Raw genomic sequence first — 16,131 nt, forward strand, 5'->3', positions numbered from 1 at the left:
ACCCATTGCGGGGAGGGGGATTCCTCCGATGAGTTTCAACGCGTTTCTGTTTCAGGCGCTGAACGGTCTATCCGCCGCGTCCGGCCTGTTCTTCGTGGCCGCCGGGCTGTCGCTGATCTTCGGCGTCACCCGGATCGTCAATATCGCGCATGGGTCCCTCTATATGATCGGGACCTACATCGCCTACAGCATCGCCACCAAGGTCGGCGGTGCCGTCGGCTTCTGGGGCGGCATTGTTCTGACCGCTTTGCTGGTGGCCCTGATTGGTGCAGCCATCGAGATCCTGCTGTTGCGCAGAATCTACAGGGCACCCGAACTGTTTCAGCTGCTTGCCACTTTCGCGTTGGTGCTGGTTATCAACGACGCGACACTCTGGATCTGGGGCCCCGAGGATCTACTCGGGCCGCGCGCGCCCGGCCTGACCGGCTCCATCGAGGTGCTCGGTCGCCGGCTGCCTACTTACGACATCTTCCTGATCTTCGTCGGCCCGTTCGTGCTCTGGATGCTGCATCTGGCGCTGGCCAAGACCCGCTTCGGCCGCTTGATGCGCGCGGCCACGCAGGATCGAGAGATGGTTGGCGCGCTCGGCGTCAATCAGGCCATGCTGTTCACCGGCGTGTTCGCGCTTGGCGCTCTGCTCGCTGGTCTCGGCGGCGCGCTGCAGATCGCGCGCGAGCCCGCAACACTGGCGACGGATCTGATCGTGATCGGCGACGCCTTCGTCGTCGTTGTGGTTGGCGGCATGGGCTCGATCTCGGGCGCCTATCTTGCGGCGGTCATCATCGCCGAGGTGAAGGCGCTGTGCATCGGTCTCGGGATCGTCAACTTCGGCGGCTTTACGGTGAACTTCTCGAAGCTCACGCTGGTTGCGGAATTCCTCGTCATGGCGGCCGTGCTGATCGCGCGCCCTTACGGGTTGCTCGGTCGTGAACAGGTGGCTGTGCGCAGCGTGGCTGAGCCCGAAGAGCCGCTGCGTCCCGCGACGCCAGCCACGAAGATTGCCGGCCTGATCCTGCTTGTCGTCCTGGTCTGCCTGCCGCTCATCGCCAAGAGCTCGCCCTATACGCTCGTGCTCGGCATCGACGTCTTGATCGCCGTGCTGTTCGCCACCAGCCTGCATTTCATCATGGGGCCGGGCGGCATGCATTCGTTCGGCCATGCGGCCTATTTCGGGCTAGGTGCCTACGGCGCTGCGTTGCTGGTGAAATGGTTTGCTGCGCCGATGGGGCTGGCGCTGGCTGCGGCTCCCGTACTGGCGTTGGTCGGAGCATTGTTGTTCGGCTGGTTCGCCGTGCGACTATCCGGCGTCTATCTCGCAATGCTGACACTCGCCTTTGCCCAGATCGTCTGGGCTGCCGTGTTCCAGTGGGAAACACTCACCGGTGGCTCCAACGGCGTGCTCGGCGTCTGGCCATCCGCGCCGTTTGACAGCCGTGGGGCATTCTATTTCCTGACACTCGCTCTGGCCGCACTCGGCGTGTTGTTGCTCCGTAAATTCCTGTTTGCGCCATTCGGTTACGCGATGCGGGCAGGGCGCGACTCCCCGCTGCGCGCCGAAGCTATCGGTCTCGACGTCAAGCGCGTCCACTGGCTCGCTTTCGCCATTGCCGGCGCAGTCTGCGGCATTGCCGGTGGGCTGTTCGCTTTTGCCAAGGGATCGATCTCGCCGGAGACCATCGGCGTCAGCCGCTCGATTGACGGTTTGGTGATGGTGCTGCTGGGCGGCATCCAGACGCTGACCGGCCCGATCGTTGGTGCGTCGGTCTATGCGGTGCTGCAGGATTTCATGATGCGTTCCACGGAGTACTGGCGCGCATTGCTCGGCGGCATCATCCTGCTGCTGGTACTCGCCTTCCCGAGCGGCATCGTCGGCGGCTTCGTCAAACTGATCTCGCGCGGCAAAACAACATCAAAGGCCGCATCATGAGCGACCTCGCCATTCGCTCCCTGTCGAAATCCTTCGGCGGCGTTCGTGCCGTCAATGAGGTCTCGTTCGACATCAAGCGCGGCGAGTTTCTCGCGCTGATCGGTCCCAACGGTGCCGGTAAGTCAACCTGCTTCAACATGATCAATGGCCAGTTGCCGCCGGATTCCGGCGAGATCTGGTTCGAAGGCGCCAAGCTCAATGGCAAGAAGCCACGTGACATCTGGCGCCTTGGTATCGGTCGTACCTTTCAGGTCGCCGCCACCTTCAACTCGATGACCGTTATCGAGAATGTGCAGATGGCGCTGATCTCCCATGCCAATGAGGTCTATCGGCTGTGGAAGCCGGCATCCTCGCTGCACCGCGAACGTGCTCTCGAACTGTTGGCCCAGGTCGGCATGCAGGACGCCGCCGAGCGGCCGAGCCGTGAACTGGCTTATGGCGACGTCAAACGTGTCGAGCTTGCCATTGCGCTCGCCAACGATCCAAGGCTGCTGCTGATGGACGAGCCGACGGCCGGCATGGCGCCCAGGGAGCGCAACGACCTGATCGCGCTGGTCAAGCGTCTGGTGATCGAGAAGGGCATCTCCGTCTTGTTCACCGAACATTCGATGGATGTGGTGTTTGCCTTTGCCGACCGCATCATCGTGTTGGCGCGCGGACGCCTGATCGCCGATGGCGCCGCCAAGTCGATCCGCGACAATCCGCAGGTGAGGGAAGTGTATTTCGGTACCGGCAAGACCTTCCAGAAGTCGGAGGCTCATTGATGAGTACGCCGATGCTCTCCGTCGATAATCTCGGCGCGTCCTATGGTGCTGCGCAGATCCTCTATGATCTCAGCCTGCAGGTCGGGCGCGGCGAAGTGGTGGCACTGATGGGCCGCAATGGCGCCGGCAAGACGACGACCATGAAGGCGATCATGGGCCTGATGGCGCAGTCCTCCGGCAAGATCCGGTTCGACGGCCACGATATCTCCGGAAGACAGCCTTACGAGATCGCGCGACTTGGCCTTGGCTTCACCCCGGAAGACCGCCGCATCTTCTCCGATCTGACGGTGCTGGAAAATCTCGATATCGGCCGTCAGCCACCCCGCAAGTTCAGCGACGGTGTGCCGGCGCCGGTCTGGACCGAGGAGAAGCTGCTGGCGCTGTTTCCCAATCTCGGCGAAATGCCGAACCGGCCGGGCGGGCGGATGAGCGGCGGCGAGCAGCAGATGCTCACGGTCGCGCGGACGCTGATGGGCAATCCGCTGCTGATCCTGCTCGATGAACCGTCCGAAGGGGTGGCCCCGCTGATTGTCGAACTGATGGCCAACACCATTCTCGAACTCAAGAAGGCCGGAGTGTCGATCCTGCTGTCGGAGCAGAACGTGCATTTCGCCGAACTGGTCTCGGACAGGGCCTATGTCCTCGAAAAGGGCCAGATCCAATGGAATGGCACCATGGCCGAACTGGCGGAGAATATTGATATTCAGCGGGCTTATTTGACGGTGTAACGACCAAAACTTCACCTGTCGCGGCAACCGAAGATCGTTCATAACTGGCAAGAGAGATCGTCGGGGAATAAATGGTGCAGAAACCGAGCAAGCTGAAGGCCCTTCCGGCCACAGAGCCCGCGCCGGACTATGTCCTCGACTCCCAGGTCGGCTTCCTGATGCGCGTGGCGATGCAGCGCCATACCTCCATCTTCATGTCCAATATGATCGAGGATCTGACCCAGACGCAATTCGCGGTGCTGGCGAAGCTGCATGAGGTTGGTCCAAGCTCGCAGAACCATCTCGGACGCCTGGTCTATCTCGACGCGGCTACCATCAAGGGCGTGGTCGATCGGCTGGGCCTGCGCGGCTTCATCACCACCGGGAGCGACCCCACGGATCGCCGTCGCCGTGCGGTGTCGCTGACCGAGAAGGGCGCCCGTGTGGTCGATGCCGCAATCCGGGTTGCCGCTGAAGTCAGCGCCAAGACGCTGCGACCATTGACGGCCGAAGAGCAGCGCACGCTGACACGATTGCTGAAGAAGATTACCTGATCAGACCTTGCTATTGAGCAGCGCCTTGATCCGCTGCGGCGAGACCGGCAACTGCGTGATGGCCCCGGGCTGGCCAAGCGCGTCGTCGATAGCTGCTGCGATGGCGGCACCTACGGCATTGGCGCCGCCTTCGCCGGCGCCCTTGAGGCCCATCGGGTTGAGCGGGCTGGGCGCATCCTCGGAAATGATGACTTCAACATCAGGCACTTCGCGTGCCGTCGGCATCAGATAGTCGGCGAAGGTCACCGCCAGCGGCTCGCCGCGGTCGTCATAGCTGAATTCCTCGTAGAGCGCGCCGCCGATGCCCTGGGCGACGCCGCCGACGATCTGACCGTCCACCAGCATGGGATTCACAGCCTTGCCGATGTCATAGGCGACGAGATAGCGCTCGATGCTGATGCCGCCGGTATCGCGGGCGAGCGACACGACGGCGACATGGACGCCGTAGGGGTAGGTCATGTGCTTGGACTCGAACGACGCTTCGGCGAACAGGCCGGGCTCGCGGTCGCCGAGCACCCGGGCGCCGGGCGCCAGTGCCTTGGCGATCTCGGGCAATCCCATGGATGGGCCGACGCCGCCTTTGCCGCGGACGATCTCGCCATCGACAATGTCGAGATCGTCGGTCGAGAGCTGCATGAGTTCCGCGGCCGTCGCCAGCACCTTGTCGCGCAGCTTGAGCGCGGCAAGCCTCGTGGCTTCACCGGTCATCACGGTGACGCGCGAGGCGAAGGCGCCGAGGCCCCGCGCGATGCGGTTGGTCTGGCCGTGGATGACGTTGACACTGTCATAGGTTACGCCGAGCGTCTCCGCGCAGATCTGCGCGATGACGGTCTCGACGCCCTGGCCGACGGAGGCGGCGCCGGTGACGACCTCCACGAGGCCGTCGGTACCGACGGTAATCCGCACGTCGTCATACGGACCGAGGCCGCTTTTCTCGACGAACATGGCGATGCCGGCGCCCACAAGTTCGCCGGCCTGCCGGCGCGATTTGATCTGCGTCTGCAGGTCCGTCCAGCTCACGCCGTCGAGCGCCTTGTCCAGCAGCCCGGCATAGTCGCCGGAGTCGAGCACGATATCAGTGCCCAGCGTCTCCAGTGCACGTGTCACCGGCATTTCGCTCTTGTCGATCAGGTTGCGGCGGCGGACCTCGACGCCATCGATGCCCACTTCGGCTGCCACGGCATCGAGAAGCCGCTCGCGCACGAAGGTGCTTTCATAGCGGCCGGGCGCGCGATAGGTCCCGCCGGGCGTCTTGTTGGTCAGCCTGATATGGCCGAGCACGCGATAGGCGGGGATGCGATAGGGGCCGGGCAACATCGCGGCGGCGAGGTCAGGCACCGTCGCGGCATGGGTGCGCATATAGCCGCCCTGATCGTGGAAGAACTCGTTATCGATGGCCAGAATATTTCCGTCGCGATCGATGGCGGCGCGGATGTGGTGAGTCTGTTGCCGCGAGTGATTTGTGGCAATCAAGTTCTCGCGGCGATCCTCGATCCATTTCACCGGGCGGCCGAGGCGCAGGGCGGCGAGGCACACCAGCACATCTTCGGGATACAATTCGCCGCGTACGCCGAAGCCGCCGCCGACATGACCTTCGAACAGGTTGGTATTCTCGGCAGTGCGACCGAACATCTTGGCGAGTTGGTCGCGATTCCAGTGCGGCACTTTCGCAGCGCCGTACATTTCCAGCATGTCGGTCTCGGCAATGTAACGGCCGATGGCGCCGCGCGTCTCCATGGGGACGCCGGAATGGCGGCCGATGGAGAGCGAGAGGCTGACTACGGCATGCGCATTGGCAAAGGCCGCATCGACGTCGCCATAGCCCTTCTTGATCAACGCCGTCTCGGTGGGCAGTCCATCGCGGAACTCGCCGATCTCGCCATCCGCATGCAGGATCACAGGCAGTTCTTCGATCTCAACCCCGACATGCTCGGCGGCGTCTTCGGCGAGATAGGGATCCTCGGCGAATACGACGGCAACGGGGTCGCCGACATAGCGCACTTTGTCTTTGGCCAGAATGGTCTGGCGATAGGCCGCGAGCTGCTCCAGCCGCGTCAGCCGGAAATCGATCGGCGGAATCTCGGCGACATCGGCAAAGCTCCATGCGGCGACAACGCCCGGAATTGCCAGAGCCGGCGCAAGATCGACCGAGACGATATTGCCATGAGCGTAAGTCGAACGCACCACGCGCATATAAAGCTGGTTCGGGAAATTGATGTCCGCAGCAAACTTGCCCTGGCCGCGCAGCAACGGGCCGTCTTCCTTGCGGGTGACGGACTGGCCAACCAGTCTCGGTTTGGCGGCAGCAGTCACGATTGACGCATCTCCACCGCGGCGGCGCGCACCGCCTTGATGATGTTCTGATAGCCGGTACAGCGGCACAGGTTCGACGACAGCACGTCGATCAGATCGTGGTCGGAAATATCCGGCTCACGTTCCAATACGCCGACGGCGAGCATCAGGAAGCCGGGCGTGCAGAAGCCGCATTGCAGGCCGTGGTTCTCCATGAAGGCGCGCTGCATCGGATGCATCTCGTCGCCATCGGCGAGGCCTTCGACGGTGCGGATCTCTTTGCCATCGGCCTGTTGTGCGAACATCAGGCAGGAGCGCACCGGCTCACCATTGACCAGCACGGTGCAGGCACCGCACACGCCGTGTTCGCAGCCGATATGCGTCCCGGTCTGGCCGCAATCCTCGCGAATGGCATCCACAAGCGTGCGTCGGGCCTCGACGCGGATGGCGTGAGACCGGCCGTTGATGGTGAGGGTGATGTCGGTCTTGTCGCTCATGCAATTTTTCCGTTGCTTGGCAATTTTCCGCTGCTGCGCAGGGCCGCCCGAATGCGCTGCGGCGTTGCCGGCATTTCGTCGATGGAGATTCCGAATGGCGAGAGCGCATCGTTGATTGCGGAGATCACGGCTGCCGGCGCGCCGATGGCGCCGCCTTCGCCGAGGCCCTTGGCCTTGGTGATCGAATTGCCGGTCAGTGTCTCGATGTGATGCAGCTCGATCTCGGGAATTTCGTGCGTGGTCGGCGGCAGGAAATCCGCCAGCGTACTGGTCAGGATGTTTCCGGTCTCATCATAGATGATCTCTTCCAGCAACGCGTTGCCGATGCCCTGCGCCACCCCGCCATGGACCTGGCCGTCAGCGATCATCGGATTGATGATCAGCCCGGCGTCCTCCGCGACCAGAAACTTCTCCATCTCGACACGGCCGGTCTCGATATCCACTTCGACGACAGCGACGTGGCATGCATTGGAGAAGGTACCAGATGGATCGTAAGTGCCAGTTTCGGTGAGACCGGGTTCGATCTCACCCTTGAAGATATGCGTCTGGTGATAGGCCGCACGCGCCATCGAAGCGATGGTCACGGAGCGATCGGTGCCGATGACGTGCGCGGACCCGGACTGCAGCGTGATGTCCTCGGGCGCGGCTTCGAGCAAATGGCTCGCGATCTTCAGGAGCTTGGCCCGAATCTTCTGCGCCGCGAGCAGGCTGGCGCCGCCCGACAGCACCAGCGAGCGGCTGGCGAAGGTGCCCCAGCCATAGGGGGAGCGATCGGTGTCGCCGTGAACGACCTTGATGAAATCCGGATCGATGCCGATTTCGTCGGCAATGATCTGCGCCAGTGACGTGCGCAGCCCCTGGCCATGCGGCGACGAGCCGATCCGCGCTTCGACGAAGCCCGAAGGGTCGATGGTGAGATACACGGTCTCGAAGCCCGGCGTGATCTCCATGCCGCGCGCCGCGAAAGCGGGGCTGCCGTAGCCGGTGCGTTCGGAGAAAGTGGCAAAGCCGATGCCGAGATAGCGGCCCGCATCACGTGCGATCTTCTGGCGCTTGCGGAATGCATCGAGGTCGATGGCCTTGATGGCCATCTCCATCGTCTCCTTGTAGCTGCCGTCGTCGAAGACGAGACCGGTCGCTGATGTATAGGGAAATTTGTCGATGAGGTTTCGGCGACGCAATTCAGTCGGCTCTATGCCGAAGGCTGCGGCAGCCTTGTCCATCAAGCGTTCGAGTACGAAGGTGATCACCGGCCGCGACACGCCGCGATAGGGTGCCATCGGGCAGGTATTGGTCATCACGCCGCGCGAACGACAATCATAGGCGCGTACATCGTAAGGGCCGGGTAGCTCGGCCAGCGCCATCAAGGGCTCGACGCCGCAGGTGGTCGGGAAACAGGAATAGGCGCCGACATTGGCGACGATATCGCCGCGCAAAGCGAGCAGTTTTCCGCTCTTGTCGAAGGCGCCTTCGAGCTGGACGTGCTGGTCGCGGCTGTGAAAGCTTGCGATCAGGTTTTCGCGGCGATCCTCGGTCCAGGCCACGGAGCTGCGCAATTTACGCGCCAGCCAGACCAGCAGCACATATTCCGGCGCCAGCGACATCTTCTGGCCGAAGCCGCCGCCGACATCGGGGGCGACGACGCGCAGTTCGGACTCGGGAATGCCGAGGATGTCGCAAACAGCGGTACGCGTCAGATGCGGCATCTGCGTGGTGCAGGTCAGCGTCACGCGGCCGGTCGATCCGTCATAGACGGCATGGCCTGCGCGGGCTTCCATCGGCGTCGCGTTCTGCCGGCGCGAGCGCGCTTCGACATGCAGCACCTTGTGTGCGGTCTTCCAGACATCCTCAAAGCCGGGCGTGGCGATGCGCCCCTCGACGATGACGTTGTGTTTGGTGTCGGCGTGAACCAGCGGAGCGTCTTCCGCAAGCGCGTCCATCGCGTCGATCAGCGGTGCGCCTTCGGATATCTCGACTTCGACCTGATCGGCGATGTCCTCCGCCTGGTCCTTGCTCGGCGCGTAGACGGCGGCGATGGACTCGCCGGTGAAGCGCACGACGCCATCGGCAAGGATCGGCTGACCCACGGCGACATAGTTGAACTTGCTCAGCATCGGCCGGATCGGCTTCAGCTTCGCGAGGTCCTTGGCCGTGACGATGCCTGCGCCCTCCGGCGCCTTGATGTTCTCGATCGTTCCGGCAGCAACGCTGCTGCGGACGAAACGTACCCAGTGCTTGGCCGGCATATCCGCCGTGAAGCGGCCGCGGCCGGTGACGAGGGCGGGATCCTCGAGCCTGCGGATCGAACGCCCGACCCAGGTCGTGCCCGTGCCCTTGGTGTGGACCGTCATTGCGCCGACCGCTCCAGCGCGCGCCGCGTCACGGCACGCACCAGATCGCAGCGATATTCGGCAGTGGTCTGGATATCCTCCAGCGGCTCGATCGCATTCGCTGCAGCTTCGCCGGCGGCGACGTACAGGTCCGGCGAGGGCGGGTTACCGTTCAAGACATCTTCGGCCTCACTGATCCGCCGTGCGCGATCCTCGGCGCCGCCGATGCCGAGATGGGCCTCGGCGATCACGCCATCGACAAGACGATACGTGACGAGCGCTGCAGACATCGCGAAATCACCGGCGCGTCGGCTGAATTCGTAGAAGCCGAATTTCGTGTCATCTGGCAGCAAGGGCAATCGCGCTTCGGCGAGAAACTCGTCCTCCGCCAGCGACGTCGACATGATGCCTTCGAGGAAATCAGTGACCGGCACAATGCGTTCGCCGCGCACACTCTTCACGACCAGTTGGGCGTCCAGCGTTGCCGCGACGAGGCACCATTCCGATGCGGGATCGGCATGGGCGAGGCTGCCACAGAATGTGCCGCGCATCCGGATCGGGTAATGCGCGATATGGCTGACGACGAAAGCGAGCAGTCGGCCGAGCGGCCCGTCGATGACGGGCTTGTGGAACGCGCCGTGGCGCACCCGCGCGCTGATCGAGAGATGGTCGCCATCGACAGCGAGGCGGTCGAGCCCCTCGACCTCGTTGATGTCGATCAAGTGGGCAGGCCGCGCCATGCGGAACGCCATGATCGGCACCAGGCTTTGGCCACCCGCCAGAATGCGGCCGTCGAGCGGCGCAAACTCGGCCAATGCACTCACAACTTCATCCACGGTGCGTGGGACGTGCCTGGTGAACGGCGCCGGCTTCATGCGGAAAAACCCCGGGCAGGAGGGCCAAAATTCACTTGTATGCTAACAATCGTCCTTTGGAAGTCAATCAGGATCGCTGACGCAAAACGTAGCGTTCACCGCCTGCGTTTTGATCACATGGGATAGCTGAATTCGCCGAGTCGAGCGCGCTAAGTTTCACGCGATATCGCGTTGCAGCGCGAAGTCGTCGAGCAGCGGAGAGTGCTTGCCCGCGATCTGCCCGCCGATCAGTTGCGCTGCGAGATAGCTGAAGGTGATGCCATTCCCGCCATAGCCATAGGCGGCAAACACATGCGGATGACCTGGCACCGGGCCGATCAGCGGCAGGCCATCGCGGGTGGTATCGAAGGTACCTGCCCAGCGGTAGTCGATCGCAAGCTCGGCGCGCGGCCATAAGGCTGCGAGCTTCTCCTTCAGCGCGCCCGCCTTGGCTCCGATCAGGGCATCGCGTGCATCAGGATCTATGATCTCGTCGCTGTCTTCACCGCCGATGATGATGCGGCCGGACGCGGTGGTGCGGGCGTAGAGATAATCCTTGCTGTCTTCCCAGATCAGCACGCCGTCGCGCCAGAGTCTGTCCGGCTGCGGTTTCGTCGCGATCGCCCAGCTCGAGGAAGGCTTCTGGACCGTGGTTTGCACGATGTCGGGCATCACATAACCAGTGGCCAGCACGACGTGGCGCGCCTCGATGGCGCGGCCATCGGTCAACTGAACGCCGACAGAACGGCCCGCTGAGGCGAAGGCGGTCGTCTCGGCTTCGAACAGTCTTGCGCCGCGCGACGTCGCGACATCCAGCAGCCCCAAAGCCAGTTGCAAGGGATCGGAATCTGCCGAGCCCGGCGAGATGATAGCACCTGCGCGTGCGACCTCATATTCGGATAGCAGCGCCTTGTGATCGAGGAGTGTGCCAGGCAGGCCGGCGCGTTCACGAAGCGCGTGTTCCTTGATCAGATCCTTGGCGCTTTCGCCCGCTGCCAGATACAGCGAGTCCTTGGCGCGCATGTTACAGCGCAGATCGAGTGTCCGGACGAGTGCCTCCAATCCTTGGACGGCGTCATAGCTGGCGCGATAGGCACGTACGGCGCGCTCATAGCCGTAAAGGTGTGTCAGCTCATTCAGCGAGCGATCGATCTCCCAGAGCAGCATCGATGTGCTCGCCGCCGTGCTGCCGCGCCCCGGCGATTCGCGATCGACAATGACCACATCCAGTCCCTGTCGGGTCAGTTGCTCGGCCATCAGCGCTCCGGTAATGCCGCCGCCGACGATCAGCGCATCGCATGCGATGTCCTCGGTGAGGGGCTGGCGGGGGGCATACTGCAGGCCGGCAAACCACGGCGAACGTCCGCCGCGCAAATCAGCATGCTCGGTGGTATCGGGGGCGAGATCGGAAATGGGGGGCACCATGAGGTTGGGGAAGCGCGCTGTCCGCGCCGCGTACTGACAATTTCCCGGGCGCTGTTCCGTTCCCTGGGGAGCGCGCGGGCGCGCAGGCCATCCAGATTCTCGCGGGTTCTCGCGGGCCGCGGCGCGATCCGGAGTCGGATCGTCGGCGGCCTGCGATCAGAGATAAGTGATTTCAAGGAGTTAGATACCCGTAGCAAGATCGCTGCGGTGACGTTAAACAGGCGCCAAATCAGACCAGACGATGTGAGCCGGACCAACCGGGGCTTTACCGCTCCAGCGTGGTTTCTGTCTCATTCATTGCTCAAAGGACGCCGCGACCGTGACCAAGAACAGCCTGCCTTTGCCGCAGCTTTCCCTCCCGAAAGACAAGATCAAAATCCTTCTGCTCGAAGGCGTGAACGACAGCGCGGTAGAGTTGATCGAGGCGGCCGGTTATTCGAGCGTGACGCGCCTGCCGAAGGCGCTCGATGGCGAAGCGCTCAAGGAGGCCATCAAGGGCGTCCATATTCTGGGTATCCGCTCACGCACCCAGATCACGCAGGACGTGCTCGATGCTGCAGACCGGCTCATCGGCGTCGGCTGCTTCAGCGTCGGCACCAACCAGGTGGATATCGATGCTGCGCGTCGCAGCGGCATTCCCGTGTTCAATGCGCCGTTCTCCAACACCCGCAGCGTTGCCGAACTGGTGATCGGCGAAATCGTCATGTTGCTGCGCCGGATCGTGCCGCGGTCCAATGCCGCGCATGACGGGCGCTGGGACAAATCGGCGAATGACAGCCACGAGGTCCGCGGCAAGACACTCGGCATCATCGGTTACGGCAGCATCGGCTCGCAGCTCTCCAATCTGGCGGAAGCACTGGGCATGCGCGTGATCTTCTACGATCACACCGACAGGCTCCGTCATGGCAACACCGAGCCGGTCGCTAGCCTTCAGGAATTGCTGGCGCAGAGCGATGTCGTCAGCCTGCATGTGCCGGAGACGCCGGCAACGCAGGGCATGATTGGCCGTGACGAACTCGCGGCCATGAAAAATGGCGCCTATTTCATCAACAACAGCCGCGGGACGGTGGTCGATCTCGACGCGCTCGCCGAGGCTCTGCGTAATGGCAAACTCCGCGGCGCTGCCGTCGACGTGTTCCCCGTCGAGCCGGGCTCCAATCAGGAGCGCTTCGTGACGCCGCTTCAGGGCCTCCCGAACGTGCTGCTGACGCCGCATATCGGGGGCTCCACCGAAGAAGCACAGGAGCGTATCGGCGCCGAAGTCGCACGGAAGCTGATCGACTACAGCGATAGCGGTTCGACCATGGGCGCCGTGAATTTCCCCCAGGTGCAGCTGCCAGCGCGCCCGTCGGGCACGCGTTTCATTCAGGTCCAGCGCAACCTGCCGGGCATGCTCGGAAGGCTCAACGAAGTGCTCGCGCGTCACGCCGTCAACATTGCCGGGCAATATTACGAGTCCTACAGCGATGTCGGCTATGTCGTGCTCGATGCCGATGCTTCGGCGGCGGACAGTCAGCGGGTGCTGGCGGATATCCGGGCGCTCGAAGGCACGATCCGCGCGCGACTGCTGTACGAGTATAAGGGTTAAACCCGGCAGGCTGAACTCGATGGCTGTTTCTGATATGGTCGGAAACAGCTCCTCTCGACGATGGATTGGACGATTGACGTATCAGGACTACCGTTTCTCCGTCGCGCCGATGATGGATTGGGTAGAGAGTTTTTTGAAATCAAATAGTTAGGTGGGGGTCGTGTGCAAATCCTGTGCACGAAGGTTCTACTATTCTTTCCTTTTCGTTCTCACGAAATTGCCCTCGGCGACCGCCGGATGGTGCCGATTTAGCGCCGCTGGATTCACATAGCCGCCGATCGCCTGCGTTAGCATTCGTGTGTGCGATCGAGCGGCAGTACACGGCTCGCTCTTGTGCGTTCTGACCGTGAGCCGTCGCGCTATCTCCCGAAGCCCGTAAAGGTAAAACTGCGGGTTGGCAGATGCCGATGTGTCGATCCCCGAATGCTGCGTCGGAGCGAGTGGGGCAGACTTCTCTTGTCAAGAAATCAAGAGATGTTTTGACCTAAATTCAGAGACACGCGAAATCCGATCAGAGAGATAGGATCGATAGTCTGCAAGTAGGCGCTCGACATCTGGTCGGCCTTCTGACGACACAACGTCAATGGTCTGCAGCGCCTGACCCAGCGTCAATCCGCCGGTCTCTTCGTCGACAAGTCGGTCGGTCAATGTTCGCTCAACGTCCGCTCTAACGCCGGGCGGCAGGACAGATCGGCATCCGAAATATATCAACCGGAGTCCAAATGTCCGAAGGCGCACGTCGTCGAAGCTCATGACGATCGACAGCGCCTCAGGCCAGTTGGTGGCATCATGGAAAGCCGCCATGCGCACTTCGTCGTTAGGCCCGGGAAATCCATCGTACAATTGTTCCTCGACGCGGATCGATCGCGGACGCGGCTCGCGTCCGGCGACATAGGCCGAAACGATCCGGTCACAAAGCTGCGGATCGTCCCTAACCCTGTGGGATACGGTTTCGATCATCTCCAGGTCCACGCCGTTCAGCATCAGATCTGGAGCATCGTAGAGAGGTGTGAGCGTTGGCGCCGCGTTGACCCTGAGACGACGAACCGGACTCGGTTTTTGAGCGAGTTCGGTACGCAGTTCTTCGTCGGGCATGTCGACGAGCCGATCGACGTCGACGTCCAGCCGCAAGCAGAGGCGGCCATTCGGTTGCTCGGGATCTCTCCCCAGACAGACAACAGGGGCGTGATAGGCCTCGTTCGCGAAAAACTCCGTCAGAAAGAAGCCATCCCCAGAGTCGACGAAATCTGCTACCGTTGCCTTCTTTGAGAACCGGACAAAGCGCTGCCAAAGCTCGGAAGACCGGTCACGGATACATCGGCATAGATCGAACGTCGCGAGAACATCGGTCATCGCATCGTGAGCGCGACCGTGAGCAATGCCGTTGGCTGCAGCCAGCCCGTCCAGACGGTAAATGGGACGGCCTTCCGGTCCGCGCGGAACCGATAGGCATGCCGGCGAGAGCGTTGCTGCGGCCATTACCAAACCCAACGCGTCGGCGCGGCAGTTGCCGTTGTTGCTGGTCAGATAGGCGGGATGAAGAGTCTGAAACAGCGCATGCCGCAACATCTCTTCGTCGAAGCGAATGGAGTTATAGCCAACGAAGATCGACCGAGGCCACGAAAGCAGTCTGCGCTGAATGGTGCGGACCATGTCGTAATGCGAAGGTAATCCTTCGTCCAACAGGCGTCCGATAGGCAGACCATTGGTACATAGGGCGGCCGGGTGGGGCACAACGTGCGGCAGAAGGCGCGAGCGGGCCTGGAACCGGTCAATCTCATTGAGGTTGGCGTCGGTGCGGATCGCCGCAAAATGCACAATCTGGTCGAAGCCGTGCTTCAGACCGGTGGTCTCCGTATCGAAGAAAACGAAACTCACCGGCTATCCTGTGTCTAGAAACGCCCCGCCAATCGGTATCGCATCGCGGAGGAGCTGACGCGGAATTTGCGGGCAAGCGCCTCGATACCCGCGTCGTCCTCAATATCGAGCCCGCCCGCATGGAGCGCGTTTGTTAGAAGCTCGCTCGGAATCAGAAGTTCGGACGCGAATGCGTTGGCCTCGATCTCCAGGGGATCCACTCCCTGCGATGACACGTCGTCACGAAGCAACATGCGGAATCCGCGGTCTATATGGACGGCTTTTCCGATCTCGCGTTCATGAAGCATATGATGTGCAAGTTCGTGGGCAGCCGAGAAGCGCTGACGATTTGGATGATGTAGGGCGTTGATGCCGATGATCCCGACACCATCCTTTATATAAGCCATGCCCGAGAGTTCCTCCTCGAGCGGAGCGTACTGGAGGACAATGTTTTTAGATTTGATGATGCGCTCCACTGGAACGGGCGCAGCCTTCACACCGAATGCCCGTAGGATCGCGCGCGCGGACTTTCGCGCCTTGTCGGGGTCCGCCCTCACGCGCCGGCTTTCTTGGAACCGCGTTGCGCGAGCGCGCTTGCGATCAAATCGTTGATTTGGGCTTTCCCGCGCGGTGTCATGTGTTCGTCGGACAGGATCACGTCGAACTCCTCTTGTGTGGGTGGCTTCGATGAAGCGGGCAAAAGATCCGAGACCTTGGCAAATTCGAGCGCCTCGGCAAGATTGTACACGTGATGCAAACTTACGTTCTGCCTGCCGCTCTCGATATTGGCCACGGATGCGCGAGACATTCTCGCGCGGGCAGCCAGATCAGCCTGGGTGAGATCGAGTTTCCTGCGCCGCGTGGCAACGGCCCTTCCGAAGGCCCTGTAGATTGATTCTTCCGCCATCGTCTTTGTTTGCCCCAAGCAGACCATAATGTCAAGAATAAGCACAATGTGTGTTTAATAGAAACATTACAGTGTGTCTATTGACAACAAAGCGTCATTCGTGGAATCAGTCATGCGCGGCGCTCGCGAGGTTCACGGCGGTCCGCAGAGGAGATCAGAAGATGTCGAAGCGAATTCATATCGTGCCGCACGACGCGGGCTGGGCGACGCGGCGCGAGGGGGCATCGCGGGTTGGGTCGATTCACGCAACCCAGGCCGAAGCCACGGAGGCGGCGCGCGGGACCGCGATCCGTGAACGAGGCGAAGTCGTCATCCATGGCCGGAGTGGCCGGATAAGGGATGCAAATTCCTACGGCAATGACCCCTTTCCTCCGAAGGGATGATTCCACGGGCCGCGCCATTCGGGCGCGGTTTTTTTTATTCGGTGTC

Annotated in this window: 14 protein-coding genes; 6 read left to right on the forward strand and 8 right to left on the reverse strand. The window is 62.1% G+C overall.

Annotation, left to right across the window (positions count from 1 at the left end):
* Nucleotides 1-28: 28 nt before the first annotated feature.
* The 4 genes from ACEK02_RS15175 (at nucleotide 29) to ACEK02_RS15190 (ending at nucleotide 3,952) form a co-directional block, all read left to right on the forward strand.
* Nucleotides 29-1,927 carry an ABC transporter permease gene (locus tag ACEK02_RS15175; RefSeq protein ID WP_371422494.1) on the forward strand — a complete coding sequence of 633 codons (1,899 nt, stop codon included), beginning with the start codon at nucleotides 29-31 and terminating at the stop codon, nucleotides 1,925-1,927.
* Entirely contained in the window at nucleotides 1,924-2,691 is a 768-nt protein-coding gene (locus ACEK02_RS15180; protein ID WP_371422495.1) for an ABC transporter ATP-binding protein, read from the forward strand. The genes ACEK02_RS15175 and ACEK02_RS15180 overlap by 4 nt, the downstream gene beginning before the upstream one ends.
* The gene (locus ACEK02_RS15185; RefSeq protein ID WP_371422496.1) at nucleotides 2,691-3,419 is read left to right on the forward strand and encodes an ABC transporter ATP-binding protein; all 729 of its coding nucleotides are present in this window, start codon (nucleotides 2,691-2,693) and stop codon (nucleotides 3,417-3,419) included. Before ACEK02_RS15180 ends, ACEK02_RS15185 begins: the two co-directional genes overlap by 1 nt.
* A 71-nt stretch (nucleotides 3,420-3,490) precedes the next feature.
* Nucleotides 3,491-3,952: a MarR family winged helix-turn-helix transcriptional regulator gene (locus ACEK02_RS15190; protein ID WP_371422497.1), complete on the forward strand. Its 462-nt coding sequence runs from the start codon at nucleotides 3,491-3,493 to the stop codon at nucleotides 3,950-3,952.
* Here ACEK02_RS15190 and ACEK02_RS15195 read toward each other — a convergent pair whose 3' ends face one another.
* The 5 genes from ACEK02_RS15195 to ACEK02_RS15215 form a co-directional block, all read right to left on the reverse strand.
* Nucleotides 3,953-6,265 (reverse strand): xanthine dehydrogenase family protein molybdopterin-binding subunit, encoded by a 2,313-nt coding sequence (locus ACEK02_RS15195; RefSeq protein WP_371422498.1) that lies wholly within the window; start codon nucleotides 6,263-6,265, stop codon nucleotides 3,953-3,955.
* Nucleotides 6,262-6,741, reverse strand: coding sequence for a (2Fe-2S)-binding protein (locus ACEK02_RS15200; RefSeq protein WP_371422499.1), 480 nt, complete (start codon nucleotides 6,739-6,741; stop codon nucleotides 6,262-6,264). The genes ACEK02_RS15195 and ACEK02_RS15200 overlap by 4 nt, the downstream gene beginning before the upstream one ends.
* On the reverse strand, nucleotides 6,738-9,092 hold the full coding sequence (locus tag ACEK02_RS15205) for a xanthine dehydrogenase family protein molybdopterin-binding subunit (protein ID WP_371422500.1): 2,355 nt from the start codon (nucleotides 9,090-9,092) through the stop codon (nucleotides 6,738-6,740). Before ACEK02_RS15205 ends, ACEK02_RS15200 begins: the two co-directional genes overlap by 4 nt.
* Nucleotides 9,089-9,946, reverse strand: coding sequence for a xanthine dehydrogenase family protein subunit M (locus ACEK02_RS15210; protein ID WP_371422501.1), 858 nt, complete (start codon nucleotides 9,944-9,946; stop codon nucleotides 9,089-9,091). Before ACEK02_RS15210 ends, ACEK02_RS15205 begins: the two co-directional genes overlap by 4 nt.
* Before the next feature lie 156 nt (nucleotides 9,947-10,102).
* Nucleotides 10,103-11,350, reverse strand: coding sequence for an NAD(P)/FAD-dependent oxidoreductase (locus tag ACEK02_RS15215; protein ID WP_371422502.1), 1,248 nt, complete (start codon nucleotides 11,348-11,350; stop codon nucleotides 10,103-10,105).
* Nucleotides 11,351-11,669: 319 nt separating this feature from the next.
* Here ACEK02_RS15215 and serA point away from each other — a divergent pair, with 319 nt between their 5' ends.
* A complete protein-coding gene (gene serA, locus ACEK02_RS15220) occupies nucleotides 11,670-12,938 on the forward strand; it encodes a phosphoglycerate dehydrogenase (protein WP_371422503.1) in 1,269 nt (422 codons plus the stop codon).
* 459 nt (nucleotides 12,939-13,397) lie between these two features.
* On the opposite strand, the gene ACEK02_RS15225 is transcribed toward serA, so the two are convergent.
* From ACEK02_RS15225 to ACEK02_RS15235, 3 genes are read right to left on the reverse strand one after another with little or no spacing between them, the layout of a single operon-like run.
* Complete coding sequence (locus tag ACEK02_RS15225; protein WP_371422504.1) at nucleotides 13,398-14,816, reverse strand: exonuclease domain-containing protein; 1,419 nt, start codon at nucleotides 14,814-14,816, stop codon at nucleotides 13,398-13,400.
* Between the two features lie 14 nt (nucleotides 14,817-14,830).
* Nucleotides 14,831-15,352, reverse strand: a complete 522-nt coding sequence (locus ACEK02_RS15230; RefSeq protein ID WP_211379264.1) for an ImmA/IrrE family metallo-endopeptidase — start codon at nucleotides 15,350-15,352, stop codon at nucleotides 14,831-14,833.
* Nucleotides 15,349-15,702 carry a helix-turn-helix domain-containing protein gene (locus ACEK02_RS15235; protein WP_211379266.1) on the reverse strand — a complete coding sequence of 118 codons (354 nt, stop codon included), beginning with the start codon at nucleotides 15,700-15,702 and terminating at the stop codon, nucleotides 15,349-15,351. The genes ACEK02_RS15230 and ACEK02_RS15235 overlap by 4 nt, the downstream gene beginning before the upstream one ends.
* 161 nt (nucleotides 15,703-15,863) lie before the next feature.
* Between ACEK02_RS15235 and ACEK02_RS15240 the strand changes: the two genes are divergently transcribed.
* Nucleotides 15,864-16,085, forward strand: a complete 222-nt coding sequence (locus ACEK02_RS15240) for a DUF2188 domain-containing protein (protein ID WP_211379267.1) — start codon at nucleotides 15,864-15,866, stop codon at nucleotides 16,083-16,085.
* The last annotated feature ends 46 nt before the right edge of the window (nucleotides 16,086-16,131 follow it).

Origin of the sequence: Tardiphaga sp., assembly GCF_041424195.1 — a bacterium.
Classification (GTDB): domain Bacteria; phylum Pseudomonadota; class Alphaproteobacteria; order Rhizobiales; family Xanthobacteraceae; genus Tardiphaga.

What these genes read in the sequence shown, in the direction of transcription:
- ACEK02_RS15235 (WP_211379266.1), bottom strand. Translation starts at nt 15,702, where the DNA reads ATGGCGGAAGAATCAATCTACAGGGCCTTCGGAAGGGCCGTTGCCACG.
- ACEK02_RS15210 (WP_371422501.1), bottom strand. Translation starts at nt 9,946, where the DNA reads ATGAAGCCGGCGCCGTTCACCAGGCACGTCCCACGCACCGTGGATGAA.
- ACEK02_RS15190 (WP_371422497.1), top strand. Translation starts at nt 3,491, where the DNA reads ATGGTGCAGAAACCGAGCAAGCTGAAGGCCCTTCCGGCCACAGAGCCC.
- ACEK02_RS15240 (WP_211379267.1), top strand. Translation starts at nt 15,864, where the DNA reads ATGTCGAAGCGAATTCATATCGTGCCGCACGACGCGGGCTGGGCGACG.
- ACEK02_RS15185 (WP_371422496.1), top strand. Translation starts at nt 2,691, where the DNA reads ATGAGTACGCCGATGCTCTCCGTCGATAATCTCGGCGCGTCCTATGGT.
- ACEK02_RS15175 (WP_371422494.1), top strand. Translation starts at nt 29, where the DNA reads ATGAGTTTCAACGCGTTTCTGTTTCAGGCGCTGAACGGTCTATCCGCC.
- ACEK02_RS15200 (WP_371422499.1), bottom strand. Translation starts at nt 6,741, where the DNA reads ATGAGCGACAAGACCGACATCACCCTCACCATCAACGGCCGGTCTCAC.
- ACEK02_RS15215 (WP_371422502.1), bottom strand. Translation starts at nt 11,350, where the DNA reads ATGGTGCCCCCCATTTCCGATCTCGCCCCCGATACCACCGAGCATGCT.
- ACEK02_RS15205 (WP_371422500.1), bottom strand. Translation starts at nt 9,092, where the DNA reads ATGACGGTCCACACCAAGGGCACGGGCACGACCTGGGTCGGGCGTTCG.
- ACEK02_RS15180 (WP_371422495.1), top strand. Translation starts at nt 1,924, where the DNA reads ATGAGCGACCTCGCCATTCGCTCCCTGTCGAAATCCTTCGGCGGCGTT.